The 24,867-nt window shown below is 68.4% G+C and carries 27 protein-coding genes; 10 read left to right on the plus strand and 17 right to left on the minus strand.

Features of this window, described 5'->3' with window-relative positions; genetic code table 11:
* Positions 1 to 49: 49 nt before the first annotated feature.
* Complete coding sequence (locus tag C8258_RS28430) at positions 50 to 787, plus strand: VIT family protein (RefSeq protein WP_051024369.1); 738 nt, start codon at positions 50 to 52, stop codon at positions 785 to 787.
* On the opposite strand, the gene C8258_RS28435 is transcribed toward C8258_RS28430, so the two are convergent.
* Both C8258_RS28435 and C8258_RS28440 read right to left on the minus strand, forming a co-directional pair.
* Positions 784 to 1,443 (minus strand): pentapeptide repeat-containing protein, encoded by a 660-nt coding sequence (locus C8258_RS28435; protein ID WP_106957782.1) that lies wholly within the window; start codon positions 1,441 to 1,443, stop codon positions 784 to 786. The two genes, C8258_RS28430 and C8258_RS28435, sit on opposite strands and share 4 nt — an antisense overlap.
* A 41-nt stretch (positions 1,444 to 1,484) precedes the next feature.
* Positions 1,485 to 1,922: a hypothetical protein gene (locus tag C8258_RS28440; RefSeq protein WP_106957783.1), complete on the minus strand. Its 438-nt coding sequence runs from the start codon at positions 1,920 to 1,922 to the stop codon at positions 1,485 to 1,487.
* 85 nt (positions 1,923 to 2,007) lie between these two features.
* Here C8258_RS28440 and C8258_RS28445 point away from each other — a divergent pair, with 85 nt between their 5' ends.
* A complete protein-coding gene (locus C8258_RS28445; RefSeq protein WP_106957817.1) occupies positions 2,008 to 2,793 on the plus strand; it encodes a helix-turn-helix domain-containing protein in 786 nt (261 codons plus the stop codon).
* A 50-nt stretch (positions 2,794 to 2,843) separates the two neighbouring features.
* Here C8258_RS28445 and C8258_RS28450 read toward each other — a convergent pair whose 3' ends face one another.
* Positions 2,844 to 3,458: an NAD(P)-dependent oxidoreductase gene (locus C8258_RS28450; RefSeq protein ID WP_036498705.1), complete on the minus strand. Its 615-nt coding sequence runs from the start codon at positions 3,456 to 3,458 to the stop codon at positions 2,844 to 2,846.
* Positions 3,459 to 3,837: 379 nt separating this feature from the next.
* Here C8258_RS28450 and C8258_RS28455 point away from each other — a divergent pair, with 379 nt between their 5' ends.
* Positions 3,838 to 4,497 (plus strand): PadR family transcriptional regulator, encoded by a 660-nt coding sequence (locus C8258_RS28455; protein ID WP_106957784.1) that lies wholly within the window; start codon positions 3,838 to 3,840, stop codon positions 4,495 to 4,497.
* Between the two features lie 187 nt (positions 4,498 to 4,684).
* A complete protein-coding gene (locus C8258_RS28460; protein ID WP_106957785.1) occupies positions 4,685 to 5,893 on the plus strand; it encodes an NAD(P)/FAD-dependent oxidoreductase in 1,209 nt (402 codons plus the stop codon).
* 55 nt (positions 5,894 to 5,948) lie between these two features.
* Here C8258_RS28460 and C8258_RS28465 read toward each other — a convergent pair whose 3' ends face one another.
* Positions 5,949 to 7,982 carry an MDR family MFS transporter gene (locus C8258_RS28465; RefSeq protein ID WP_106957786.1) on the minus strand — a complete coding sequence of 678 codons (2,034 nt, stop codon included), beginning with the start codon at positions 7,980 to 7,982 and terminating at the stop codon, positions 5,949 to 5,951.
* A 230-nt stretch (positions 7,983 to 8,212) separates the two neighbouring features.
* Here C8258_RS28465 and C8258_RS28470 point away from each other — a divergent pair, with 230 nt between their 5' ends.
* The 3 genes from C8258_RS28470 to C8258_RS28480 all read left to right on the plus strand — a co-directional run bounded on the left by C8258_RS28470 (position 8,213) and on the right by C8258_RS28480 (position 10,030).
* Positions 8,213 to 9,088 carry an oxidoreductase gene (locus C8258_RS28470; RefSeq protein WP_106957787.1) on the plus strand — a complete coding sequence of 292 codons (876 nt, stop codon included), beginning with the start codon at positions 8,213 to 8,215 and terminating at the stop codon, positions 9,086 to 9,088.
* Positions 9,089 to 9,152: 64 nt separating this feature from the next.
* Complete coding sequence (locus C8258_RS28475; protein ID WP_106957788.1) at positions 9,153 to 9,608, plus strand: transcriptional regulator; 456 nt, start codon at positions 9,153 to 9,155, stop codon at positions 9,606 to 9,608.
* Positions 9,605 to 10,030, plus strand: coding sequence for a DUF3817 domain-containing protein (locus C8258_RS28480; protein WP_106957789.1), 426 nt, complete (start codon positions 9,605 to 9,607; stop codon positions 10,028 to 10,030). Before C8258_RS28475 ends, C8258_RS28480 begins: the two co-directional genes overlap by 4 nt.
* A 200-nt stretch (positions 10,031 to 10,230) precedes the next feature.
* On the opposite strand, the gene C8258_RS28485 is transcribed toward C8258_RS28480, so the two are convergent.
* The 10 genes from C8258_RS28485 to clpS form a co-directional block, all read right to left on the minus strand.
* Positions 10,231 to 10,839 carry a non-canonical purine NTP pyrophosphatase gene (locus C8258_RS28485; RefSeq protein ID WP_036498681.1) on the minus strand — a complete coding sequence of 203 codons (609 nt, stop codon included), beginning with the start codon at positions 10,837 to 10,839 and terminating at the stop codon, positions 10,231 to 10,233.
* Positions 10,839 to 11,606, minus strand: a complete 768-nt coding sequence (gene rph, locus C8258_RS28490) for a ribonuclease PH (protein ID WP_036498678.1) — start codon at positions 11,604 to 11,606, stop codon at positions 10,839 to 10,841. The genes C8258_RS28485 and rph overlap by 1 nt, the downstream gene beginning before the upstream one ends.
* 52 nt (positions 11,607 to 11,658) lie before the next feature.
* On the minus strand, positions 11,659 to 12,423 hold the full coding sequence (locus tag C8258_RS28495; protein ID WP_106957790.1) for a cyclic nucleotide-degrading phosphodiesterase: 765 nt from the start codon (positions 12,421 to 12,423) through the stop codon (positions 11,659 to 11,661).
* Positions 12,424 to 12,492: 69 nt separating this feature from the next.
* A complete protein-coding gene (locus C8258_RS28500; protein ID WP_369974825.1) occupies positions 12,493 to 13,263 on the minus strand; it encodes a rhomboid family intramembrane serine protease in 771 nt (256 codons plus the stop codon).
* A gap of 105 nt (positions 13,264 to 13,368) precedes the next feature.
* Complete coding sequence (locus C8258_RS28505; RefSeq protein ID WP_063013120.1) at positions 13,369 to 14,331, minus strand: cysteine synthase; 963 nt, start codon at positions 14,329 to 14,331, stop codon at positions 13,369 to 13,371.
* A gap of 5 nt (positions 14,332 to 14,336) precedes the next feature.
* A complete protein-coding gene (locus C8258_RS28510; protein ID WP_106957791.1) occupies positions 14,337 to 14,648 on the minus strand; it encodes a MoaD/ThiS family protein in 312 nt (103 codons plus the stop codon).
* A gap of 47 nt (positions 14,649 to 14,695) precedes the next feature.
* Positions 14,696 to 15,118 carry a Mov34/MPN/PAD-1 family protein gene (locus C8258_RS28515; RefSeq protein WP_062968374.1) on the minus strand — a complete coding sequence of 141 codons (423 nt, stop codon included), beginning with the start codon at positions 15,116 to 15,118 and terminating at the stop codon, positions 14,696 to 14,698.
* A gap of 163 nt (positions 15,119 to 15,281) precedes the next feature.
* Positions 15,282 to 16,340, minus strand: a complete 1,059-nt coding sequence (locus C8258_RS28520) for a P1 family peptidase (RefSeq protein ID WP_106957792.1) — start codon at positions 16,338 to 16,340, stop codon at positions 15,282 to 15,284.
* A 42-nt stretch (positions 16,341 to 16,382) separates the two neighbouring features.
* Positions 16,383 to 16,952: a DUF2017 domain-containing protein gene (locus tag C8258_RS28525; protein WP_063013169.1), complete on the minus strand. Its 570-nt coding sequence runs from the start codon at positions 16,950 to 16,952 to the stop codon at positions 16,383 to 16,385.
* Between the two features lie 22 nt (positions 16,953 to 16,974).
* Positions 16,975 to 17,409, minus strand: coding sequence for an ATP-dependent Clp protease adapter ClpS (gene clpS, locus C8258_RS28530; protein ID WP_369974826.1), 435 nt, complete (start codon positions 17,407 to 17,409; stop codon positions 16,975 to 16,977).
* Between the two features lie 135 nt (positions 17,410 to 17,544).
* On the opposite strand from clpS, the gene C8258_RS28535 reads away from it, so the two are divergent.
* The gene (locus C8258_RS28535) at positions 17,545 to 18,858 is read left to right on the plus strand and encodes a nicotinate phosphoribosyltransferase (protein WP_106957793.1); all 1,314 of its coding nucleotides are present in this window, start codon (positions 17,545 to 17,547) and stop codon (positions 18,856 to 18,858) included.
* A gap of 33 nt (positions 18,859 to 18,891) precedes the next feature.
* Entirely contained in the window at positions 18,892 to 19,470 is a 579-nt protein-coding gene (locus C8258_RS28540) for an isochorismatase family protein (RefSeq protein ID WP_106957794.1), read from the plus strand.
* A 12-nt stretch (positions 19,471 to 19,482) separates the two neighbouring features.
* On the opposite strand, the gene C8258_RS28545 is transcribed toward C8258_RS28540, so the two are convergent.
* A complete protein-coding gene (locus C8258_RS28545) occupies positions 19,483 to 20,349 on the minus strand; it encodes an alpha/beta fold hydrolase (protein WP_106957795.1) in 867 nt (288 codons plus the stop codon).
* Between the two features lie 212 nt (positions 20,350 to 20,561).
* Here C8258_RS28545 and C8258_RS28550 point away from each other — a divergent pair, with 212 nt between their 5' ends.
* Entirely contained in the window at positions 20,562 to 22,682 is a 2,121-nt protein-coding gene (locus tag C8258_RS28550; RefSeq protein WP_106957796.1) for an ATP-dependent DNA helicase, read from the plus strand.
* 174 nt (positions 22,683 to 22,856) lie between these two features.
* Here C8258_RS28550 and C8258_RS28555 read toward each other — a convergent pair whose 3' ends face one another.
* Together C8258_RS28555 and C8258_RS28560 are read right to left on the minus strand one after the other, a co-directional pair.
* A complete protein-coding gene (locus C8258_RS28555; RefSeq protein WP_199195885.1) occupies positions 22,857 to 23,390 on the minus strand; it encodes a DoxX family protein in 534 nt (177 codons plus the stop codon).
* Positions 23,391 to 23,489: 99 nt separating this feature from the next.
* Positions 23,490 to 24,854, minus strand: coding sequence for an NCS2 family permease (locus C8258_RS28560; protein WP_106957798.1), 1,365 nt, complete (start codon positions 24,852 to 24,854; stop codon positions 23,490 to 23,492).
* Positions 24,855 to 24,867 lie beyond the last annotated feature (13 nt).

Below are 24,867 nucleotides of genomic sequence, written 5' to 3' on the forward strand. Positions count from 1 at the left end.
TGCGGCGCGGATCCACCGCCCGGCCCGGGCGACGGCCTACTCTGCATCCGTGGACGACTCCGACAATGTGGGGACCGGGAGCTGGAAGCATCCGCACGAACCGCACGGCGGAGGTTTCGCGTCCCGGCTGAACTGGTTGCGCGCCGGAGTGCTGGGCGCCAACGACGGCATCGTGTCGACCGCCGGCCTGGTGGTCGGCGTCGCCTCGGCCACCGCGGCCACCACGCCCATCCTCACCGCGGGTGTGGCCGGGCTGGTCGCGGGTGCGCTGTCGATGGCGGTCGGCGAATACGTCTCGGTGAGCACGCAGCGCGACAGCGAACGTGCCCTGCTGTCGCTGGAGAAGCGGGAGCTCGCCGAAGACCCCGATTACGAACTCACCGAGTTGACCGAGATCTATCGGCACAAAGGACTCTCGGAGGCGACCGCGCGGCAGGTCGCGCAGGAATTGACCGCCCACGATGCCTTCGCCGCGCACGCGGAGGCGGAATTGGGTCTGGACCCGAACGAGCTGACCAACCCGTGGCAGGCCGCCTTCTCCTCCGCGCTGGCGTTCACTTGCGGCGCCCTGTTGCCGCTGCTGGCGATTCTGCTGCCGCCGGCGAACTGGCGTATTCCGGTGACTTTCGGCGCGGTACTGCTGGCGCTGGCGGCGACCGGATCGCTGAGTGCACGCCTTGGCGGCAGCAATCGGCGCCGGGCCGTCCTTCGGGTGGTGATCGGTGGCGCGCTGGCCATGGCGGTGACCTACGGTATCGGCCAGATCCCCGGGGTTTCCAGCGGCTAGTCGCGGATTCGATTGTCGCGCACGATGATTCCCGCCGCTCGCGCGAAGGCGGGCGCCATCTCCATCAGCTGGGGTGTGGTGATGATCGCGCCCTTCAGCGTTCCGATATCGGCGATGAGGTCCAGCGCCGCCGCACCCCGCAGGTCGACATCTTTGAAGGTGGCGCCGTGCAGGGCGACGCCTTCGAGCCGCGATCCGGGAAAATCGACCTTCCGGAGTGTGGCGGCGGAGAAGTCGGTGTCGCGGAAGACGCATTCGGCGAAGGTCACGTTCTGCAGTGTGGCCGCACGGAAGTTCACCGATTCGAATTTGCAGCCCTCGAAACGGATACGGCGCAGCTGCGCGTCGACGGCGATCACCCCGGACCACGCGGAGTCGACGAATTCGGCATCCAGCCAACGGGTTTCGCAGGCATCGATCCCGATCCACCGCACCCCGCGCAGCCAGACGTCGTCGAATCGGCAGTGATTCAGACTGCCGCCGCCGAGCACCACACCGGTCAGCGCCGACTCACTGAACCAGGAGCCGCCGGCCGACACCTCGTCGACGGCGGTGGCGTCGAGGTGGACCCGCTCGTACTCGGTATCGGGCGCGAGCGGTTCCAGCAGCGGCGTCAGATTCCGGGCATAGGGCAGATCGGCGAGGTCGCGAGGCATTCCTGCACCCTAGACATGCGCACCGACAGGTCCACGCCGGCTCAGTTCACGAATTCGTGGTCGGTGCACACCCTCCCGTCGGGGTCGAAGGTCAGTACCTCGAGTCCGGAGCCGGCGACCGTGCCGTTCGCGCGTGAGCGCATCACCCAGGTCAGCGCGACGGCGGCCCCGGCGTGCCGAACCGGCTCGCCCTCGGCTTCGAAGAAGTGCTCACCATCGGCGACGAACATCTCGTACGCCCGGGTGACGCGGGCGAACATCGCGTCGTAGCCGCGGACCTCGACCGCGGGGACGGACACCCCGTACTGGCGGGCGGTATCGCGAATGCCCTCGGGCGGGTTGACCAGGATCTGATAGCCGTCCTCGGCCCAGACCTCGCGGATCAGCTCGCGGCGTCGGCCGGCATCGGGCTCGTTCCACTGGCCGATCCAGCGGTCGAGCAGATTCTTCAGTTCGATATCGGTGGGTTCGTAGCTCATGCCGCCGAGTCTGTCCGCCGGCGCGCACTCGCGCGATTCCCCGCAGGGTATGGCGAAGCGCCCCGTCGGGGCCGACGATGATCCCATGACGACAGTCGCGCAACCGGGCCCCTTCGCGCAGGAACTGCGACGCTGGCGAGGGCTGCGGCGGTGGAGCCAGCTCGATCTGGCCATCCGCGCCGACACCACGCAGCGCCATCTCAGTTATCTCGAACAGGGCCGTTCCCGGCCGGGTCGCGCCATCGTGCTGCGGCTGGCCGAATCGCTGGAACTGTCGCTGCGTGAACGCAACGCGCTGCTGGCGACGGCCGGCTTCACACCCGCCTACGACGAATCCGGCGTCGACGCACCGCACTTGGCTCCGGTACGCGAGGCCCTGCGCACGATCCTGTCCGGCCACATGCCCTATCCGGCGCTGATCGCAGACCGCTACGGAAGCCTGGTCGAGGCGAACGCCGCGTTCGACGTCTTCACCGACGGCTGTGCGCCCGAACTGCTCACCGCGCCGATCAATGTGCGCCGCTTGGCATTACATCCGGACGGCCTGGCGCCGCGGGTGGTCAACTTCGCCGAATGGGGCCGGCATGTCACCGAATCCATGCGGGCGCGCAACCGCACGTCACCGGATCCGCGCGCCGAGGAACTGGTCGCCGAATTCGAGAGCTATCTCCCGGAGACCGACCCCGGCCCCGGCTACCTCGGCTTCGCGGTGCCGCTGCGTCTACGCAGCGAGGCCGGTGAATTGCGATTGATCACCACGCTCACCTCGTTCGCCACCGCCACCGACGTCTCCCTGGCGGAACTGCACCTCGAGGCCTTCCTGCCCGCCGACGAGCCCACCGCCGAAGTGCTCCGCCAGCGCGCCGGATGACCCGTCGCCGACGATCTGCGGGCGTCGGAAACTATTGCACCGGTTCGGAACTATTGCACCGGTTCGAAATCCACGCGGCCGTCTTCGGTCACCGCATAGATGCCCGAGGCCAGATCCAGCGCGACCACGGTGCGCGCCGCGGCCTCGGCGATATGAATACGCGGCGGATCGGGCCGGTCCGCGTTCTCGGGATAGTAGGTTCCGGGACCGTAGAACTGGCCGTAGCGCAGGACGACGCCGCGGACGCCGAGCACCGCATCCTCCAGGAACTGTTTGGCGGCCTGTCCCTCTCCGGTCATCTCCCACGCCACGCTCTGGGCGAGAAACCGTTTCGCGCCCGCCGCCTGTGCCGCGGCGAGCAGGTTGGCGGTGCCCTCGCGGCGCATCCGCGAATTCGCCGCCCGGCCGGCGGGCAGATCGGCGGGATCGTCGGGCAGGTCGGTGAGCTGATGCATCACCAGATCGGGCGCGAAATCGCGCACCGCCTGTTCCAGCGCCGCCGCGTCGTAGACATCGCAGACGACGGGCCGGGCGCCGAAACCGGTCAGCATCGACGCCTTCGACTCCGAGCGCGTGAGCCCGGCGACCTCGAATCCAGCCGAGACCAGCAGGGGTGTCAGTCTGGCGCCCAGTACTCCGGTAGCGCCCGCCACAAAGATCCGCACGACGGATCACGATAACCGCCCGGCGCCGGTCGGCCGGCTCGACACTCTTGACCGACCCGGGCCGTTAACCTACTGTCTACGTACACAAATAGTAGATATGGGGATCCGGAACCTGTCCCCACCCTCGAACGTCACGCCGTCTCGCGCGGGGCGCGAGCGACGGGGTAACCCTCATCGGCCCCGGTCGTCGCCGCCCACCGGCAGCCCGCCCCTCGGCGGACGCGCGCGTCGCTCGTGACGATCCACCCCCGGGACGGCGCCGGCACGCCACCTCCCGGGGGTGCTCGTCGTATGTACCCCACACCCCATCACGCAACAGACTCTTGCCGCAGTCATACTCGCAGACGTATATTCGTAGACGAGTAAGGAGGTGCGGGCGATGCCCAAGAAGCGAAAGGTCGCCAATCTGCTGGCCCTGGCGGTCCTGGCGACGCTGATCGAACGTCCCATGCACCGCTACGAGATCGCGGCCCAGATGCGCGAACGCGGCAAGGACCGCGATATGGACATCAAATGGGGGTCGCTCTACACGGTCGTACAGAACCTCGAGAAGCACGGATTCGTCGAGGTCATCGGCAGCGAGCGCGACGGCGCCCGGCCCGAGCGGACGATCTACCGGCTCACCGACGCCGGCCGCGCCGAGGCCGAGGACTGGATCCGCGAACTGATCTCGACCCCCGAACCCGAACCCCATCGGTTCGTGGCGGGCCTGTCCGTGGTGGCCCTGCTGCCGCCGGACGAGGTGATCCCGCTGCTCGACGAACGCACCCGGCTGCTCGCCGCGGAGATCGCCGTGCGGCGCCGCGAAATCGAGGAGCAGACGCAATTTCTGCCCCGGCTCTTTCTGGTCGAGGCCGAATTCGGCGTGGCGATGCTCGAGGCCGAGGCGGCGTGGGTCGCCGGACTACGCACCGAACTCGCCTCCGGCACCTTCCCCGACATCGATTTCTGGCGGCGCGCGCACTCGGAGCAGATTCCGCCCGCCGAGATCGCCGCGATGGTGGAAGGAGGGACGTTCCGGCAGCCGACCGCTGACTGAAATCCAGGACGAAAACCACGATACGAACCGGGCCCGGCGAAGTGCGGCAACACCTCGCCGAGCCCGATCCACCTACCTCTCGAACCGCATTCACGCAGGCGAACCCAGCCCGAGTATGGCAACTTCAGGATAACTGGGCAGCGCGTGCGCGGATCGGGTCGGGTTCATCCACTCGAGGAGAATTCCCATGTCCGCAGTTACATCCGCCCTCGTCATCGGGGGCGGCGTCGCCGGCCCCGTCGCCGCCACCGCCCTGCGCGCGGCCGGGATCGAGGCCACCGTCTACGAGGCCTATCCGGGACCGGCCTACAACATCGGCAGCGCCCTGGGGTTCGCCCCCAACGGCCTGGCGGCCCTGGACGTCATCGGCGCCGGCGATGCCGTGCGCGCGATCGCCCTGCCGATCCGTCGCATGGTGATGTCGTTGGGCCACAGGGACATCGAGCTGCCCACCGCCGCCGGCCTGGAACCGCTGCACGCGATCGATCGCAGCGATCTGCACCAGGTGCTGCACGATCACGCCGTCGAGGCCGGTGTAGCCGTCGAATATTCCAAGCGCCTGGTCGGCGTCGAGGAACATCGTGACGGTGTGACCGCTCGGTTCGCCGACGGATCCACCGCGACCGCCGACATCATCATCGGCGCCGACGGCATCAAATCGCGCGTGCGGACGCTCATCGATCCGAACGCCCCGGGGGCCGACTACACCGGCATGCTCGGATTCGGCGCCTACACCGAATGCTCGGCTCCGGTCCCGCCGGAAACCATGGTGTTCGCCTACGGCCGCAACGCCTACTACCTGTACTGGCCCATGCCCGACGGCCGGATCGCCTGGGGAGCGAATCTGCCGCAGAAGCAATATCTTTCGCTGACCGAGGCTCGGGAGGTTCCGGCCGAACAGTGGTTGCGGACACTGCGCGAGGTCTACGCCGAGGACACCCCCGGCGCCGACCTGGTGCGCAACACGCCGCCGGAGGAGCTGGTCGTCACCGGCGGCCTGCACATCATGCCGCCGGTGCCGCACTGGTATCGCGACCGTATGGTCCTGGTCGGCGACGCGGTGCACGCGCCGTCCAACAGCACCGGCCAGGGAGCGTCGCTGGCCATCGAGAGCGCCGTGCAGCTGGCTCGATGCCTGCGCGATTTCGATTCGCCGGCAACGGCTTTCGCCGCCTACGAACGGATCCGCCGTCCGCGGGTGGAGAAGATCGCGGCCCGCGGCGCCAAGATCAACCAGTCGAAGACCGTCGGCCCGGTGATGCGCCGGATGATGCCGCTGGTCATGCCGCTGGCGACCAAACTCTTCAAGATGGAAGAGGTCATGGCGCGCGAGCAGAGCTACACCATCGACTGGGACGCACCGGTCGACGAGCGCGCCGAACTCGCCGTCGCGTGAGCGTATCACCCTGTAGTGCAGGGTAATTCGGCGGCGCTGCGGCCGCCGGCGGTGATCACACCGTCAGCCGCAGCGCCTCCGGTCGTTCCACTTCCTCCAGCAGTTTCGCCGCGATGTTGTCCAGCGCCCGGTCGAAGAGTGCGCGATCGTCCGGGTCGGCGCAATCCCAATCGTCGAGATGACGGCACAGCCACTTGCGCCAGGCGGCGAGAATGCGGTCGTACTCCGCCTGGCCACTCGCGGTCAATTCCATTCGGTCGCCGTCCACTTCGATGTATCCGGATCGAACGGCCTTGTCGTACACCGGTTCCAGCACTTCCGGCGGCATCCAGTGCGCACGGGCCACGGCTGCCAGATCTGCCGATCCGCGGGCGCGCTGCAACATCTTCACCTGCCCGATGGCCCAGGCCTGATCCCGGCCGAGCGGACTGTCGGCGGCCGCCAGGATCCGCGGATCGGGCAGCTCGTCGTCCCGCAGCCTGCGCAACACGTTTGCCAGTGAATGTTCCAGGCGGACAGTGCGATCCGGAGAATCGGGCACCGAGAAGCCGCCGCCCACATCGGCCGCCTCCGCACGAACGCTGTCGCGCAGCGGCACCTGTTCGAGGAACCACGCCACGACGAAGCCGACCACGGCCACCGGCACCACCCAGCGGAAGACGTAATCGATGGTGTCGGCATAGGCGTCGATGATCGGAATCGCCTGCGCGTACGGAAGCTGGTGCAGCAGTTGCGGACTCTGCGCCGCCGCGGGCGGCACCCCGGGCACCTCGGTGAGCGCCTGACGCAGATTCGGTTCCAGCTGATTGCTGTAGAGCGTGCCGAAGATCGCGGTGCCGAAAGTCGATCCGACGGTCCGGAAGAAGGTGACACCCGAGGTGGCGGTGCCCAGGTCCTGGTACGGGACGGTGTTCTGCACGACGATCGTGAGCACCTGCATCGCCAGGCCGATACCCAGACCCAGGATCAGCATGTACAGCGATTGCAGCCAGAAGCCCGTGGTCCGGCCCATGGTCGACATCAGATAGAGCCCCACCGCCATGACCGCGGTACCGGCGACCGGGAAGTACTTGTAGTAGCCGGTCCGGCCGACCACCTGCCCGGAGATGATCGAGGTGGTGAACAGGCCGACCACCAACGGCAACGTGCGCAGTCCTGACGCGGTGGCCGAAACACCGTTGACGTACTGCAGATAGGCCGGCAGATAGGTCATCGCGCCGAGCATCGCGAAACCCACGATGAAGCTGAGGATCGAGCAGACGGTGAAGACGTTGCTGCGGAACAGATGCATCGGCAGCATCGGCTCGGCCGCGCGTGTCTCGACGAAGACGAACGCGGCCAGCAGCACCACCGCGGCCGCGAACAGTCCGATGATCGGCGCCGAACCCCACGGATATTCCTGACCACCCCATTCCAGTCCCAGGATCAGACAGCTGACACCGATCGCGACCAGCGCGATGCCGGCATAGTCGACCACCGGCCGCACCGCCGCGCGGATCGACGGAATCGCCCGCGCCGCAACGGCGATCATCAGAATCGCCAGCGGCACGTTCACGTAGAAGCACCAGCGCCAGCTGGCATGGTCGGTGAACAGTCCGCCCAGCGTCGGGCCGACCACGGTGGTGATGCCGAAGACCGCGCCCAGCGCACCCTGATATTTGCCCCGGTCACGCAACGGGATCACATCGGCGATCAGCGCCATCGAGGTCACCATCAGCCCGCCCGCGCCGACACCCTGGATACCGCGCGCGACGATCAGCAGCGTCATGCCGTGGGCGAGCCCCGCCACCATGGAGCCGATGATGAAGATCAGGCCACTGAGCTGGAAGATCAGTTTGCGGCCGAACAGGTCGCCGAATTTGCCGGCCAGCGCGGTGGCGACCGCCTCGGCCAGCAGATATGCCGTCACCACCCAGGCCATATGCCCGGCGCCGCCCAGATCGGCGACGATGGTGGGCAACGCCGTCGACACGATGGTCTGATCCAGCGCGGCCATCAGCATCCCCAGCACCACGGTGATGAAGACGACGTTGGCGCGGGTATGACTCACGGGTGCGGGCGATTCGGCGACTGCGGCAACACCGGACATTAGCTCAGTATGTGCCCTGAGCCCGATTCGGTCGGCGCAACACGGCAATACGCCAGCTCGCTCGCCGACACCGCAAATCTTCGGCACTCAAATCGAGTGCACCGAGACCACGATCGATACCCTGAGGACACTGTGACAGAACCCTACCGCCGGAACTTACTCTGGAGTAAGGTCGGGTGGTGAGGATGCGACGAGGCTCCTTCCCCAACGGTAAACAGTGAGGTCTCACCATGGCGTGGAATCCCAGCGAGATCCCGGCGCAGCACGGACGCACGTTCGTGATCACCGGGGCCAACGGCGGTATCGGCAAGCACACCACCCAGGCCCTGGCCGCCAAGGGGGCGACCGTGATCATGGCCTGCCGCAATACCTCGACCGCACAGCAGGTCGCCGACGGCATCGAGGGAGACGTCCGGGTATCCGCACTGGATCTGGCCGACCTCGCATCGATTCGCGAATTCGCCGAGCGCACCGGGGAATTCGATGTGCTGATCAACAACGCGGGACTGATGAACATCCCCTTCTCGCGCACCGCGGACGGATTCGAAACCCAGTGGGGGGTCAACCATCTCGGGCACTTCGCGCTGACCGGACTGCTGCTGGACCGCATCGGCGACCGGGTGATCAGCCTCGCCAGCATCGCGCACCGGCAGACGCCGAAGCTGTGGATCGACGATCTCAACTACGAGAACCGCCGCTACCAGCGCAACCTCGCCTACGCCCAGTCGAAGTTGTCGAATCTGATGTTCGCCCGGGAACTACAGCGACGCCTGGCCGAATCGGGATCCGCCCTCCGGTCCTACGCCGTACACCCCGGTGTCTCGCCCACCGATCTGTTCACCCGCACCGAGACCCCGCTCGACAAGGTCGCCAAACCCTTCATCGCCCTGGCCGGGCACTCGCCGCGCAAGGCCGCCGAGTCGAGCCTGTTCGCGGCCACCGTGCCGGACGCCGATCCGAACATCTACTGGGGGCCGACGCTGCTGTTCGGTTCCCGCGGTCCGGTCCGGCCGTCACCGTCGAGCTCGCTGTCGAAGAACACCGATCTACAGCGGCGGCTGTGGGAGGAATCCGAGCGCCTGACCGGCGTCACCTACAAATTCTGACCAGCGGTGATCGCCGGGCACCTCACACTACGGGCCGTGTAGTAGACCGGGTACCGTGGTAGGCGTGTCCGCACCACATCGTCGCCCGGCTCTGATCATCTTGGTGGTCGTGGCCGCGCTGGCCTGCCTGGGGCTGGGCTGGTGGCAGTGGGGACGGTTCGAATCCTCGTCCGGAACCGCGCAGAACCTCGGCTACGCGCTGCAATGGCCGCTGTTCGCCGGATTCGTGGTCTTCGCCTACTTCCGGTTCGTGCGACTCGAGCGCGATACCGCCGCCCAGCACGCCGAGGCATCGGAGACCACCGAGCCATCGAGCCCGGCCCGGCGGAGGGTCGAACGGGCTGCCCCGCGCGAGATCCCAGCCGGGATCCTGCCGGAACGGCCGACCGCCGCACGCGACGATGATCCGGTGCTGGCCGAATACAACAAATATCTTGCCGATCTGCACGCACAGGATGTGCGCGAGCGGATGCACGCCGTGGGGCTCGATGGCCCCGACACCGAGAGGAGAGCCGGTTGAGCGCCGACCACCCCACCACCCCGGCCGCCACCACCACACCGGCACCGGCCGCCACACCGGCACCGGCCGCCACGCCGGCCCCCGCGGCCCGCGACACCGGCCGCATCCGCTCGGCGCTGACCCGCTACCGCGTGCTCGCCTACATCACCGGTGTCTGGTTGCTGCTGTTGTGCGCGGAGATGGTGTACAAGTACCTGCTGCTCGACGACAGCAGCAAGGCGCCGCACTGGCTGTTCTACGTCGGCCAGATCCACGGCATCTTCTACATGCTGTACCTGGTGTTCACCATCGACCTGGGCATCAAGACGCGCTGGAAGCCGCTCACGCTGGTGATCACCGCCCTGGCCGGCACCATCCCGTTCCTGTCCTTCGTCTGCGAGCACTACCGCACCCGCCAGGTCCGCGCCGAATTCTTGAGCTGAGGCTCAGCCGCTGAGCCGCCTCTCCGAGTCTTCAGGCCGGACTCAGGTGCGGGGAAACTCGCGTTGGCGGCCGACGGTCAGTCGGTAGCAAGTCGGCCCGTACCCGGTGAGTTACCCATGTGCTCACCAAATCAGCGGTGACCGAGATCTGTTCGAACAGATTCCCGCGCACGCGGTCAGGGGTGCGCGGGAGTCATGTTTCAGGACTTCGCCAGGTCTGCCAGTGCGGGGAGCAGGGCGCGGAGGGCCCGGCCGCGGTGGGAGGCGGCGTCCTTGTCCGCCGGGGTGAGCTGGGCCGCCGAGACCGTTCCGCCGTCCGGGACGAACAGCGGGTCGTATCCGAAACCGCCGTCGCCGACCGGCTTTCGCGCGATCGTGCCCGGCCATTCGCCGATCGTGACGACCTCGCGGCCGTCGGCGACCAGGGCGCAGGCCGAGACGAAGCGTGCGCCGCGGCGGTCGTCGGGGACGTCTCCCAGCTGGGCGAGCAACAGGTCGTTGTTCGCCGCGTCGTCACCGTGGCGGCCCGACCAGCGCGCGGACAGCACGCCGGGCATACCGTTGAGGGCGTCGACGGCGAGGCCGGAATCGTCTGCCACACAAGGCAATCCGGTCGCCGCCGCGCCGTCGCGCGCCTTGGCGAGAGCGTTCTCCTCGAAGGTCGCGCCCGTTTCCGGGGCCTCCGGGAACGGCGGCACCTCGTCCAGGCCGACGATCTCGAGACCCGCGACTCCCGCCTCGTCGAGGATGCGACGCAATTCGCCGAGCTTCTTGGCGTTGCGGCTGGCCACCAGTACCCGGCGCGCCATTACTTCCTCTTCTCGCCCGGCTCGGGCAGCTGCCCCGGATACGGCAGCGCGAGCGCCTGCTTCTGCACCTCGAACAGCTGCTCACAGCCGGCCAGTGCGGAATCCAGCAGCTTGTCCAGGGTGGAGCGCGGGAAGGTAGCGCCCTCGCCGGTGCCCTGGATCTCGACCAGCGTGCCGGTGTCGGTCGCGACCACGTTCATATCGACCTCGGCGCGCGAATCCTCCTCGTACGGCAGGTCCAAGCGCACCCGCCCGTCCACCACGCCGACGCTGACCGCGGCGATCATGCACGAGATCGGCTGCGGGTCGGCCAGGCGGCCGGCGGCGCCCAGGTAGGTGATCGCGTCCGATAGCGCCACGTAGGCGCCGGTGATCGCGGCGGTGCGAGTGCCGCCGTCGGCCTGCAGGACGTCGCAGTCCAGGGCGATGGTGTTCTCGCCGATCGCGGCCAGGTCGATGCACGCCCGCAGCGACCGGCCGACCAGACGGCTGATCTCCTGGGTGCGCCCGCCGACCCTGCCCTTCACCGACTCGCGCCCGCTGCGGGTGTGGGTGGCGGCCGGTAGCATCGCGTATTCGGCTGTGAGCCAGCCCAATCCGGAGTCGCGCCGCCACGGGGGCACCCCCTCGGTGACGCTCGCGGTGCACATCACCCGCGTCTGACCGAATTCGACCAGTACCGAACCCGCCGGATGCGTGGTGAATCCCCGGGTGATCCTTACCTCGCGGAGTTCGTCGTCCGCTCTGCCATCGGCTCGTCTAGACACAACGCCAGCCTAAGGGATGGGTACGACGCCTCCGCCCCGGCGGGGTGGGTGCTCAGATTTCGACGACCTCACCCGGCGAGACCGCGTGCACGGGTCCGCTGAACTGCTCCTTGGCCTCCGCGATGACGTCCTCGCGCGAGGTCCACGGCGGAATGTGGGTGAGCAGCAGTTCGCCGACACCCGCACGGGCAGCGATCATTCCGGCCTCGGTACCCGAAAGGTGAATGCCCGGTGGGCGATTGGCCGGATCGTGGGTCCACGAGGCCTCCGAGAGCAGCACGTCGGCGCCCTCCGCGAGTTCGAACACCGCGGGGCACAAGGCGGTATCACCCGTGTAGACCAGGGTGCGGCCGGCGGCGGTGGTGATGCGCAGGCCGTAGGACTCCGGCGGGTGGTACATCCGGCGGGCGACCACCGTATGGCCGGGACCGAAACGCAGCTCGGCGCCCTCCTGCCAGGGACGCATATCGATCACGTCGGACCAGTCGTCGCATTCGCCGCCGATCTCGGCCGAGGCGTTACCGATCCGCAGCGCCGAATCCGACGGGCCCTGCACGATGGCCTTCCCCGTCGGCGGGTTCGGGTGATACCGCCGCCACACCAGCAATCCGGGCAGGTCCAGGCAGTGATCGGCGTGCAGATGGGTGAGGAAGATGTCGACCTCGCCGGGGTCCAGGTAGCGCTGCAACGCGCCCAGCACGCCGGGACCGAAATCGATCACGGTGGGGGTCATATCCGGACCGGTCAGCAAATAGCCCGACGCAGGGGAATCCGGGCCGGACACACTGCCCGAACACCCGAGGACGGTGAGTCGCATTCCCCCATGCTGCCACGCTGCATTCTCACTCAACTGGGGATCCCCCAAATCGCCGGCCGAGTTCCGCAGTCACCCCGACGATGCGAGGCGGCCGGCACTCTCCTCGCGACGATGACGACGTTCATTCGATGAGAGTACCCAGCCGGCCAGCAGTCCACCCAACGCACCGAAAAGATGCCCTTGCCAAGAGATTCCGGCCTGGCCGGGCAGCACACCCCAAAGAATCGAGCCGTACACCAACCCCACCACGACACCCACCAGGATCTGCCACAGGTGGCGGGTGAACAGGCCGCGCGAGATCAGATAGGTGAGCCAGCCGAACACCAGCACCGAGGCGCCGATGTGCACCGAACCACTCGCGCCGGTGAGCCAGGTGCCGACCCCGGCCACGACCCAGACGATCGCGGTGGCGGCCAGTCCGCGACCGATCCCGGTGAGCAGCGTCAGCAGTCCCAGCACGATCACCGGGAGGGTGTTGCCGATCAGATGCGCCCAGTTCGCGTGCAGCACGGGGGCGAAGACGATGCCCTCCAGACCCTCGGCCGTCCGGGGCCGCACCCCCGCACCGTCGAGGTCGTGATGCGAGACGGTGTCGACGCCCTCGACCGCGTACAACAACGCCACGAACGTGAGAGTCATCGCAATTGCCCGCTGCCACAACAACTTCAGCGCGGCGGTACGTCCGGGCTCCGACGCCGACGCCGCGGGGGTGGGCCGGGGCGAGGGAAACTGCGAACCGGACGGTACGGAACCGGCGGGCGTTCCCGCGGACTTCTGCAGTTCGGCCCGCAGCGCGGCAATCCGATCCGGGTCGAACGACGGACCCATCTGCTCGGCCACCGCCATCACCTCCTCGCGAGACCGGCCGTCCGGTCGCTCGCCCTCAACGGTACCGCTGCGGCGAGGACCGGCGGTGCGGCCGCGAGGCGACGGTCCACCGAACTACTAGGCCCAGAGCTGACCTTCGAGACGTTCCTCGGCCTCCTCCAGCGTGCCGTCGTACGCGCCGGTCGACAGGTATTTCCAGCCGCCGTCGGCCACCACGAACGCGATATCGGCCCGCTTACCCGCGCGCAATGCCTTGTTGCCCACCCCGAGGGCGGCGTGCAGGATCGCGCCGGTGGAGATGCCGGCGAAAATGCCCTCCTCCAGCACCAGCTCCCGCGTGCGCCGCACCGCGTCGTAGGGCCCCACCGAGAACCGCGAGGTCAGCACCGATTCGTCGTAGAGCTCCGGAATGAAGCCCTCGTCGATGTTGCGCAGCCCGTAGACCAGTTCGCCGTAGCGCGGCTCGGCGGCCACGATATCGATCTCCGCGACGTTCTCACGCAGGTAGCGGCCGGTCCCCATCAGGGTTCCGGTGGTGCCCAGCCCGGCGACGAAGTGGGTGATCTCCGGCAGGTCCGCCAGGATCTCCGGGCCGGTGCCCTGATAGTGCGCATCGGCATTGGCCGGATTGCCGTACTGGTACAGCATCACCCAGTCGGGATGTTCGGCGGCGATCTGCTTGGCCTTCGCGACGGCCTGGTTGGAGCCGCCGGCGGCCGGGGAGTCGATGATCTCGGCGCCGAACATGGTCAGCAACTGCCGCCGCTCGACCGAGGTGTTCTCCGGCATCACACAGACCAGGCGATACCCCTTGAGTTTGGCGGCCATGGCCAGCGAGATGCCGGTGTTGCCACTGGTCGGCTCCAGGATCGTGCAGCCGGGCCGCAGCGTGCCGTCGGCCTCGGCCTGCTCGATCATGCGCAGGGCCGGACGGTCCTTGATCGACCCGGTCGGGTTGCGGTCCTCCAGTTTGGCCCACAACCGGACGTGGTCGTCACCGTCCCATCGGGGCGACAGCGTCTTCAGACCCACCAGCGGGGTGTTGCCGAGGGTCTCGATCAGCGATTCGTAGCGTGCCACGGAAATCAGCGGCCGCGCGCGCCGCCGGCGACGGTGCTGTCCAGGCCGCCTCCGGCGACGGCAGGAAGAATGGTCACCGAGCCGTTGGCCGGAACCTCGGCCTCCAGCCCACCGGCGAAGCGCACGTCCTCGTCGTCGACGTAGATGTTGACGTAGCGGTTGAGCTTGCCGTCGGACAGCAGGCGCTGCTCGAGTCCGGGGTAGTTGGCCTCGAGGTCGCCGATCACCTCGGCGAGGGTGGAACCGGTCGCCTGGACCCGCTTCTCACCTCCGGTGAGGGTGCGCATGATGGTCGGGATGGACACGGTTACCGACATGGGTGCTCCTGTTTCTTCTGGTCGCCTGGTTCGCGGACGCGTCGGGCTCAGGCCCGGGGGTACTCGGTCACGATCTTGACCGGTTCCTCGGTGACCACACCGTCGAGGATCCGGTAGCTGCGCAGTTCGTGCTCCTGCGGGTCGCGGGTGGACACCAGCACGTAGTGGGCGTTGGGCTCGGAGGCGTACGAGATGTCCGTCCGGCTGGGATAGGCCTCGGTGGCGGTGTGCGAGTGGTAGATCACCACCGGCTCCTCGTCACGGTCGTCCATCTCCCGCCAGACCCGCAACTGTTCGCCGGAGTCGAACCGGTAGAAGGTGGGCGAGCGCTCGGCATTGATCATGGCCACGAATCGCTCGGGGCGGTCGGAGCCCTCGGCGCCGGCGATCACACCGCAGGCCTCGTCGGGATGATCGGCGCGAGCGTGCGCCACCATCGCATCCACGAGATCGGCCCTGATCACCAGCACAGTTCGAATCCTTCCGCTCACGCCCGCGACGCGCCCGGCCCGCGCGGGTAGTATCGCTGCCGTCAACGGCCGAGGATATTCGGCTATTCCCACCCACCGCGCGGGCGGGCCTGATATAGCGCATCACACGGCGCGCAATGCCTCGATAGGGGCAGGCCGGGGCTCAGCCGAACAACTCGCGGTAGGTCGGGATGCCTGCCACCGGGTTCGCCCGCAGAATCGCGTCCACGATCGCCCGCTCCACACAGACCGCGGCCGCGGTGCACAGTTCGTCGAGCAGCAACAGGTCCGCCGGAAACGCGGGTGGCAGTGGAATATTCGACTCCGCGGTGATCGTGCCGGTGGCCAGCGCGAACAGCGTGTCGCCGTCGAGCGGGGAATGGGCGGGGCGGATCGCGCGAGCCAGCCCGTCGTGCGCGGTGACCGCGAGCCGGCGACATCCCGCCGGATCCAGCGCGGCATCGGTGGCGACGACACCGATGGTGGTGTTGAGCACCGTCCCCTTCACCGGCAGCGCATTGGCACGGGCCAGGGCTTCGGCGGTGGCCGGTGCCAGACCGAAATGCTCCGGTCCGTCGGTACCCGCGCCCCACGGCAGGCCGGTACGCGGATCGAATACCGAACCCACCGGATTGGCGACCACCAGCGCCCCGACGGTGTGGCCGGCGGCCGGTCCCGCGGTGAAACGCACACTGGCCGTACCGATTCCGCCCTTGATGGAACCGGCCCGCGCACCGGTGCCGGCCCCCACACTGCCACGCTCGACAGTCTCACTCGCCGATTGCGTTGCGCGATAACCGAATTCCGCGGTCGGCCGGATATCCCACGCTCCCACCGGGAGATCGAAGATCACCGCGCCGGGAACGATCGGCACCACCCGCGAGGGATCGGCCGGATCCATCGGAATGCCCTCGCCGTCCTCCTCCAGCCGGCGCATCACCCCGTCGGCGGCCGCCAGCCCGTAGGCGCTGCCACCGGTGAGCAGCACCGCGTTCACCTGCCGCACCGTCTGGCCGGGATCGAGCAGATCGGTCTCACGGGTGCCCGGTCCCCCGCCCCGCACATCGACCGACGCGGTGGCTCCGCCCGGCACGCGCACCACGGTGCAGCCGGTCGCGGCGCCGGAGCCGAGCGCCGCGTCCGGATCGAGTTCGTGGTGGTGGCCGACGAGCACACCCGCCACATCGGTGATCGAATCCCGAGGTCCGGGCACCGAAGTCACATGTCCTCCTGCAGAGGTGGGCCTGCGCGAGCGCGAGCGGAGTCAGGGAGCGAGGGCGTGCAGCAGCGAATCCTGCATCCAGGTGAGCCAGTGGTAGACGTCCAGGTGCGGGGCGCGCGGATCGTCGGGATCGAGCTGGTCGGGCGTGTCGGCGTCGATGCCCAGTGCGGTGCCCAGCGCAAGCCGCACGTCGTTGAGGGCGTTCAGCCAGGCGTCGGCCTGTTCGGGGGTGAGCACGATCTTGCCGCCGCGCTCGGGCAGGGTTTCCAGGACCACCGTGCCGGCGGCCACCTTCGCGTCGATGATCTCGGGTTCGTGCAGACTGCGCAGGGCGCTGTTGAGATCGGCGCGGTCGGCGTCCGGAGAACCGGGTTCCTTGCGATGGAAGTCGGGCAGCAGCCGCGCCAGTCGCGGATCGTCCGGGGGAACGCTGTTGCCGGTGCGAAGTCCGGTCAGCTCCGCGAGATCGTCCTCGGGGGTGGATCGGGCCCGATCGGTGAGCAGTCCGGTTACCGCCCCCACCAGCGAACGCAGGACGTCCGCCTCTCGGGGGTCCATCTCCGACCGCAGCTTGAGCCCGCTCAGCGAGTTCTTCCTGCTCCACTTGCGCACGGGGCTACCGTAGCCGTCGCGGTCACTGGTCACGTTGCATGGTCGCCCAGAGCCCGGCGGCGTGCAGACGCTGCACGTCGTGCTCCATCCTGTCCCGGGATCCCGACGACACCACCGCCTTGCCCTCGTTGTGTACCTGCAGCATCAGCTCGGTTGCTTTGGCTTTGCTGTAACCGAACAGCTTTTGGAAGATGTAGGTGACGTAGTGCATCAGGTTCACCGGGTCGTCCCAGACCACCGTGACCCACGGCCGGTCCTCGGCCTCCAGGATCTCGGTGACCTCGACGGTCTCCGGTGTGGCCTGAGCCGCCGACAACCGTCCGGCCACGACGCCTACGCGGATGTCTCGCCCCGCCCACGACCGTCCCCGCCCCGCCGTGTCCTGCGGGCCCGTCGCTCGCGCCGCTGCCTGGTTCGCGCCGGCCGGACCGGCGGCGCTCCGGACGGCGTCTCTCATGCACAGACCCATACCCTCAGAGTACGACGCGGCTCCGGATAAACAACACCCGCGCCGAGCACCTCCGGACGGCCCTCCGCGACGCCGCGCGCACCGCGGCGCCCGCCGCGCGTCCGGTATGTCTACAGTGGCCGCGTGGACACTTCGGCCGCCGCCGCGAGCACCGCCCTGCTGACCGACCAGTACGAGCTGACCATGCTCGCGGCCGCCCTGGCCGACGGTTCGGCACAGCGGCAATGCACCTTCGAGGTATTCGCTCGCCGGTTGCCACACGGTCGCCGATACGGCGTCGTCGCGGGTACCGACCGGTTGCTCACCGCGTTGCGGGACTTCCGCTTCGGCGAAGCCGAACTCGCTGTCGCGGCGGGATTCCTGGACGCGCGAACGCTGGAGTGGCTGCGTGATTTCCGCTTCACCGGCGACATCGACGGCTATCTGGAAGGTGATCTCTACTTCCCCGGCTCCCCCATCCTGTCGGTGCGCGGCAGTTTCGCCGAGTGCGTGGTGCTGGAAACGCTGATCCTGTCGGTCCTCAACCACGACAGCGCGATCGCCGCCGCGGCGGCACGGATGGTCAGCGCGGCCGCGGGCCGCCGGATGATCGAGATGGGTTCGCGCCGCACCCACGAACTGGCCGCTCCCGCCTGCGCCCGCGCCGCGTATCTCGCCGGATTCGATGCCACCTCGAATCTGGAGGCGGTGCGGCGCTACGGCATTCCCGGCGCCGGCACCAGCGCGCACGCCTTCACGCTGTTGCACAGCGGCCCGGACGGGCAGCACGAGGCGGCGGCCTTCCGCAGTCAGGTCGACGCGCTCGGCATCGGCACCACACTGCTGGTGGACACCTTCGACATCACCGCCGGGGTGGCCCGCGCCATCGAGGTCGCCGGGCCCGAATTGGGCGGTGTGCGAATCGATTCCGGCGACCTGGGCGTCCTGGCGCGGCAGGTGCGCGACCAGCTCGACGCCCTCGGCGCGAAGAAGACCCGCATCGTGGTGTCCGGCGATCTGGACGAATACGCGATCGCCGCACTGCGTGCCGAACCTGTCGACGTGTACGGCGTGGGCACCTCCCTCGTCACCGGGTCGGGCGCGCCGACCGCCGGAATGGTCTACAAACTGGTGGAGGTCGAGGGCGTACCGGTGGCCAAGCGCAGTAGCCACAAACAGTCGCGAGGCGGCACCAAGCGCGCGGTGCGACTGTCCCGCGATACCGGCACCATCGTCGAGGAGATCGTGTATCCGGCCACCGCGCAACGCCCCACCGGCAACGGTTACGACGTGCGGGATCTGCTGGTTCCGCTGATTCGCAAGGGTGAGCCGGCGGCCGACGCACCGGATCTGGCGCACAGCCGGGATTTGGTCGCCCGTGGTCTGGTCAGTTTGCCCTGGGAGGGCTTGAAGCTCTCCGCGGGCGAACCGGCCGTTCCGACCACCTTCCTACAATGAACGTGGGGCAACCGGCGAAACGAGGTGCGGGAGATGGGTAGAGCGCTCATCGTCGTCGATGTGCAGAACGATTTCTGCGAGGGCGGCTCCCTGGCCGTCGCCGGCGGCGCCGCGGTGGCCCGGCAGATCAGCGACTATCTGGCCGCACACCGCGGCGACTATGCCGCGATCGCCGCCACCCGGGACTTCCACATCGATCCGGGTGCCCATTTCTCCGATCGTCCCGATTACGTGGACAGTTGGCCGCCACACTGCCGCGCCGGCACGCCGGGTGCGGATTTCCATCCGAATCTCGACACCTCCACTCTCGACGCGGTGTTCTCCAAGGGCGCCTACAGCGCTGCCTATTCCGGATTCGAGGGTTCGACCGACGATGCGGTCGAACTCGCGACATGGTTGCGCGACAAGGGCGTCGACGCCGTGGACATCTGCGGTATCGCCACCGACCACTGCGTCCGCGCCACCGCCGCCGATGCCCGCGCGGCGGGTCTGGCCACCCGGGTACTGCTGAACCTCACCGCGGCGGTGTCACCGGAGACGACCGCCACCGCGCTGGACGGTCTGCGTGCCGCCGGAGTGGAGTTGGCGGTCAGCCTGCCCACGAACACATAACCGCGAGGTCGGCTAGGACTCCGAGGCCAGGAATTCCACGAGCGCGGCGGCTACCGGCCCCGGGTTCTCGACCTGCGGGTAGTGACCCGTCGCGGGCGCCGCGTCCAGTACCTCGAACCGGGCCTGCGGCAGTCGTTCCCGCAGCCGCGGCAGCAGGTGCCCACCGCTGATCGGATCGGCCGGGCCCCACACGAAAAGCACCGGCCCGGAATAACTTTCGAGCGCCTGCTGCCAGCGTGACGCATTGGCCCGGCGCTCGGCGTGGTAGCGATTGAGCGCCCATTGCACGCGCTTACCGCCGCCGTCGGTCATCGCCAGCCACATCTGGTGCAGATCGGTGTCGGAGACCGGGCGACCGAGGATGCGGCGCAACGTCATACGGAAGGTCGTCTCCGACATGAGCGGATTCAGTATCTTGCCGATCTGGGTGGTCATCAGATGCTGAATCGGCAAGGGCCGGTACAGGTCCGGGTACAGGCCGCCGTTGAGCCAGGCCATCCGCCGCACCCGCGCACTGTCGCGGGCCAGCAACTCCTGCGCCACGCTGACACCGTAATCGTGTGCCACGAGCGCGGTGGCGGTGATGCCGAGCCGCTGCCAGAGCTGTTCGACCAGCGTGGCCTGTTCGGTCATCCGATAGTCGTGCCCGCGCGGTTTGTCGCTGGCCCCGAAGCCGAGGAAATCCAGAGTCGTTACCCGGCAGCCGGATTCGGTGAGGGCGGGCAGGATCGAGACCCAATCGTGAGAGGACGTCGGATATCCGTGCAGCAGCGTCACCGGCCGCCCGTCGATCGGGCCGTCCTGCCGGTGGAAGATCCGGTGGCCACTCAGCTCGAGGTGCGATCCCCCGGCGATCCAGGTGCGGTAATCCGGCTCCACGCGCGTCTCCTTCCCCGTACCGCACCCCCTGATGCGGATCACCGCCAACCCTACTGGCCGTCCCGGACGCCGCCACCGGATCGGGCGTCACCGCGATGCGCCCTGTGTACAACCGCCGGCCTGTGCACAACTCCGCCCGGACGAGCGCGGGCAACCACCGGCGACCGCCGCCGGTCGGGCCGGTTGTCGGCAGGGGGCGCTAGTCTTCCTGGGTGCCCGAACTCCCGCCCGTACCGACTTTGCTGGCGACCGCCGTGGAAGCACTCGGCGGTACGGCGCGTACCGGCCAGCAGACCATGTCGGCCGCGGTCGCGCACTCCATCGACACCAAGGAACACCTGGCCGTCCAGGCCGGAACCGGCACCGGTAAGTCGCTGGCCTATCTGGTGCCGAGTCTGCGGCATGCGGTACAGAGCGGGCGGACGGTCGTGGTGTCCACCGCCACCATCGCGCTGCAGCGGCAGTTGGTCGACCGCGATCTGCCGCGGCTGGCACAGGCGCTGGAGAAACCGCTGGGCCGGCGCGCCCGGTTCGCGATCCTCAAGGGCCGCAATAACTATCTCTGTCTGCACAAGATCAACAGCGCGATCCCGGACGAACCGCCGGAGACCGAACTGTTCGACGCCTTCGCGATCTCCCGGCTCGGGCGCGAGGTGCAGCGCCTCAACGACTGGGCCTCCGACACCGAGACCGGCGACCGCGACGAGCTGGTCCCCGGCGTCAGCGACCGGGCCTGGCGTCAGGTCAGCGTGTCGGCGAGGGAATGCCTGGGCAAATCGCGCTGCCCGTTCGGCACCGACTGCTTCGCCGAGCGCGCCCGCGCGGAATCCGGGCAGGCCGATGTGGTGGTCACCAACCATGCGCTGCTGGCCATCGATGCCATCAGCGGAATCCAGGTGCTGCCCGAACACGATGTGGTCGTCATCGACGAGGCGCACGAACTGGTGGACCGGGTCACCGGGGTGGCGACCGCGGAACTGTCCACCGCGACCATCACGGCGGCGGCCAAGCGCTGCACCAAACTCGTCGACGAGGGCGACCTCGACCGGCTCGAGGGTGCGGCGGAGGCATGGCACGAACTGCTCGAGGATCTGCCGCCGGGCCGCTGGGACGAACTCCCCACCGGCGGCGATCAGGTGCTGGCTCTGCTGCGCGATGCCGCCTGGACCGTCCGTACCGCCCTCGCGCCTCCCGGTTCCGGTGCGCCGCAGGGGGATCCGGAGGCCGCCGCGGCCCGCAACATGGCGGTGGCCGCGGTCGAGGAGGTGCACGATACCGCCGTGCGCGCGCTGACGGCATTCGAGGAACCCGATCCGGCAGCCCGCCGCGATGTGCTGTGGCTGGCCGTGGACGAGGTGCGCGGCGTCGCCCGGCGCACGCTGCACATGGCCCCGCTTTCGGTGGGCGGGTTGCTGCGCAGCCGGTTGTTCGGCACCGCGACGGTCGTTCTCACCTCGGCCACCCTGCAGGTCGGCGGTTCCTTCGACGGGTTGGCCGTCACGTGGGGGCTGCCCCCGCAGACGCCCGATCGCGCCGGGACCGACGTCCCCGGCGCCGACCGCGCGGATCAGGGCAGCCGCCGCATCGACCCGGCGATGGCGAACGGAGCCGAAGCTCCCGCCGACACCTCGGCCATGCGCTGGAACTCGTTGGATGTGGGCTCGCCGTTCGATCACGCGAAATCCGGCATCCTCTATGTCGCCAAACATCTTCCGGCTCCCGGCCGCGACGGCCTGGCCCCGGCCTATCTGGACGAGATCGAGCGGCTGATCGAGGCGGCCGGCGGGCGCACGCTGGGGTTGTTCTCCTCGATGCGCGCCGCCAAGGCCGCCAGCGAAATCCTGCGCGAACGCCTGGACACGCCGATCCTGTGCCAGGGCGAGGACGCCACCGGCACCCTGGTCCGGCGCTTCGCCGAAGATCCCGCGACCTCGTTGTTCGGCACGCTCTCGCTGTGGCAGGGCGTGGACGTTCCCGGACCGTCGCTGAGCCTGGTCATTCTCGACCGCATTCCGTTCCCCCGGCCCGACGATCCGCTGCTGGTCGCCCGGCAGCAGGCCGTGCAGGCGCGCGGCGGCAACGGCTTCATGGCCATCGCGGCCAACCACGCCGCCCTGCTGCTGGCCCAGGGCACCGGGCGGCTGCTGCGCAGCGTGCACGACCGCGGCGTGGTGGCGATTCTGGATCCGCGCCTGGTGACCGCCCGCTACGGCGGATATCTGCGCGCCTCCCTGCCCCCGTACTGGGAGACCTCCGACCCCGAGGTCGTCGCCAAGGCGCTGCGGCGATTGACCGCGACGGCCCCCGATCCGGCCGTGGCCGCCGAGAACTGAACCGAACCGTTCTGTGACGCCTGCCACATTGGCTGGGAAACTACTTCTGTTCAGAAGTAAGTTGGCGGGCGATACTTCCGGTGCACCCCAATTCCCACATCGGAGTATCCGAGGTCCCCGCGTCGCGAACCCTGCACGCGACGTGGGGACACTCATATCACCCAGCCCGCGAACCTACTTCACGAGCAGCGTGATCACCGCGGCCACTACACCGATCACGACCGCGCCGACTCCCCACACGATGCCGTGCCGCTGCCATGGCCGCCCGTGATCGACCGAGAAGCGGCCCGGGCCGGTGAAGCCCAGCGCCACCGCGACCGTCGCGAACAGCAGCGCGGACTCGTAGCCCTCGAGCCCGTGCGGCCAGGTCACGTGCATCGCGTTGATCATGGTGCCGAGCACGATCGCGGCAGCCAGGGGCGTCACCAACCCGAGGAACAGCAGACCGCCGCCGACCGACTCGCACAATCCGGCGAGTGTGGCGAAGAATTTTCCGGGTTCGTAATCCATGTGCTGGAATCCGGCGGCCGTCGCGGACAGGCCGGGGCCGTTGAACCAGCCGAAGAGCTTCTGAGTGCCGTGCACGAAGAGCAGGCCGCCGAAGACCAGCCGCAACAGCAGGAGGCCGATATCGGCGGCGACCGGATCGGCCGCGGTCCGGAATTCCAGCGGGCGGGCGGCGGTCCGGGGCTCGGTATTGGCGGTCATCGTCGAAGTCCTCATCTCGTTAGTTGACGAAAGCAAAACGGACCGCGGTCCGATTGATAACACGGTGACCAACCGAGCCCGGTTCACCACTTATTCCGTTCAGTCGGCGAGGAAGAAGAAGTACGCGAGGAATACCGCCATCAGCACCCACATCACCGGGTGCACCTCACGCCCGCGCCGCCGCGCGACCATGACGACGGGATAGAAGGTCAGCCCCATCGCGATCCCGTTGGCGATCGAATAGGTCAGCGGCATCATGATCACGGTGATGAACGCCGGGATCGCGTATTCGAGCCTGCCCCAATCGATGTCGCCGAGCGCCCGCGACATCAGCACACCCACCACGATCAGCGCCGGCGCCGTCACCGCGGGGACATCGGCGACCACCGCGAAGATCGGGAAGAAGAACATGGCGGCCAGGAACCAGCCGGCGGTCGAGACGGCGGTGAGCCCGGTTCGCCCGCCCGCGCTGACGCCGGCCGTGGACTCGACGTAGGCGGTGGTGGTCGACGTGCCGATGATGGCGCCCGCGGCGGTGCCGATCGAATCGGCGGCCAGCGCCTGCGCGGCGCGCGGCAGTTTCCCGTCGGGCCCGAGCAGTCCGGCTTGGTTGGCGATGCCGATCAGGGTGCCCGAGGCGTCGAAGAAGTCGACGAAGAGCATGGTCAGCACGACGATCGCCATCTGGCCGGTGAACGCGTGCGGCAGATTCACGATGGCCTGGCCGAAGGTCTGGTCCAGCCCGTGCGGCAGCGCCACCACCTGATGCGGCAGATGCACGAGCCCGCTGACGATGCCGACGACCGTCGTGGAGACGATGCCGTACAGCACGGCGCCGTGCCAGCCGAGCACCAGGAAGACGACCGTCACCAGCAGTCCGAACAGAGCGAGCAGTGTGGTCCCCTTGGTGAAGTCACCCAGGTGGACGAAGGTCGCAGGATCGGAGACCACGATCCCGGCGTTCTTGAGACCGAGGAAGGCGACGAACATGCCGATCCCGGCGCCGACGGCCAACTTCAGTTGCAGCGGAATCGCGTCGATGATCTTCTCGCGGATCTTGGTCACCGCGAGGATGAAGAAGATGATGCCCGACAGCAGCGTGCCCGACAGTGCCACCTGCCAGTCGATACCCATCCCCAGCACGACCGAATAGGCGAAGAAGGCGTTCAACCCCATCCCGGGAGCGAGCGCGATCGGGTAGCGCGCCCACACCCCCATCACCAGCGTGCCCACCACCGCGGCCACCGCGGTCGCGGTGAATACCGCCTGGGTCGGAATACCGCGCGATCCGAGCTGACCGTGGTCGCCGAGAACCGCCGGGTTGACCGCGAGCACATAGGACATCGCCAGGAAGGTGACGGTTCCCGCCATGAGCTCGCGCTTCATGGTCGATCCGAGCCGGGCGATTCCGAAGTACGAATCGAGGCGTCCCTTGGACCGCGACAGGACGTCGACACTGCTCATCTGCTGCTCTCCA

This window comes from Nocardia sp. MDA0666 (genome assembly GCF_003023875.1).
In the GTDB taxonomy this organism is placed as follows: domain Bacteria; phylum Actinomycetota; class Actinomycetes; order Mycobacteriales; family Mycobacteriaceae; genus Nocardia; species Nocardia aobensis.

Excerpts from the sequence above, each read along its gene's own strand:
- C8258_RS28555 (WP_199195885.1), bottom strand. The coding sequence starts at position 23,390 with ATGACCGCCAATACCGAGCCCCGGACCGCCGCCCGCCCGCTGGAATTC.
- C8258_RS28460 (WP_106957785.1), top strand. The coding sequence starts at position 4,685 with ATGTCCGCAGTTACATCCGCCCTCGTCATCGGGGGCGGCGTCGCCGGC.
- C8258_RS28510 (WP_106957791.1), bottom strand. The coding sequence starts at position 14,648 with ATGTCGGTAACCGTGTCCATCCCGACCATCATGCGCACCCTCACCGGA.
- C8258_RS28495 (WP_106957790.1), bottom strand. The coding sequence starts at position 12,423 with ATGCGACTCACCGTCCTCGGGTGTTCGGGCAGTGTGTCCGGCCCGGAT.
- C8258_RS28440 (WP_106957783.1), bottom strand. The coding sequence starts at position 1,922 with ATGAGCTACGAACCCACCGATATCGAACTGAAGAATCTGCTCGACCGC.
- C8258_RS28470 (WP_106957787.1), top strand. The coding sequence starts at position 8,213 with ATGGCGTGGAATCCCAGCGAGATCCCGGCGCAGCACGGACGCACGTTC.
- C8258_RS28485 (WP_036498681.1), bottom strand. The coding sequence starts at position 10,839 with ATGGCGCGCCGGGTACTGGTGGCCAGCCGCAACGCCAAGAAGCTCGGC.
- C8258_RS28540 (WP_106957794.1), top strand. The coding sequence starts at position 18,892 with ATGGGTAGAGCGCTCATCGTCGTCGATGTGCAGAACGATTTCTGCGAG.
- C8258_RS28445 (WP_106957817.1), top strand. The coding sequence starts at position 2,008 with ATGACGACAGTCGCGCAACCGGGCCCCTTCGCGCAGGAACTGCGACGC.
- C8258_RS28465 (WP_106957786.1), bottom strand. The coding sequence starts at position 7,982 with ATGTCCGGTGTTGCCGCAGTCGCCGAATCGCCCGCACCCGTGAGTCAT.
- C8258_RS28560 (WP_106957798.1), bottom strand. The coding sequence starts at position 24,854 with ATGAGCAGTGTCGACGTCCTGTCGCGGTCCAAGGGACGCCTCGATTCG.
- C8258_RS28455 (WP_106957784.1), top strand. The coding sequence starts at position 3,838 with ATGCCCAAGAAGCGAAAGGTCGCCAATCTGCTGGCCCTGGCGGTCCTG.
- clpS (WP_369974826.1), bottom strand. The coding sequence starts at position 17,409 with ATGAGAGACGCCGTCCGGAGCGCCGCCGGTCCGGCCGGCGCGAACCAG.
- C8258_RS28435 (WP_106957782.1), bottom strand. The coding sequence starts at position 1,443 with ATGCCTCGCGACCTCGCCGATCTGCCCTATGCCCGGAATCTGACGCCG.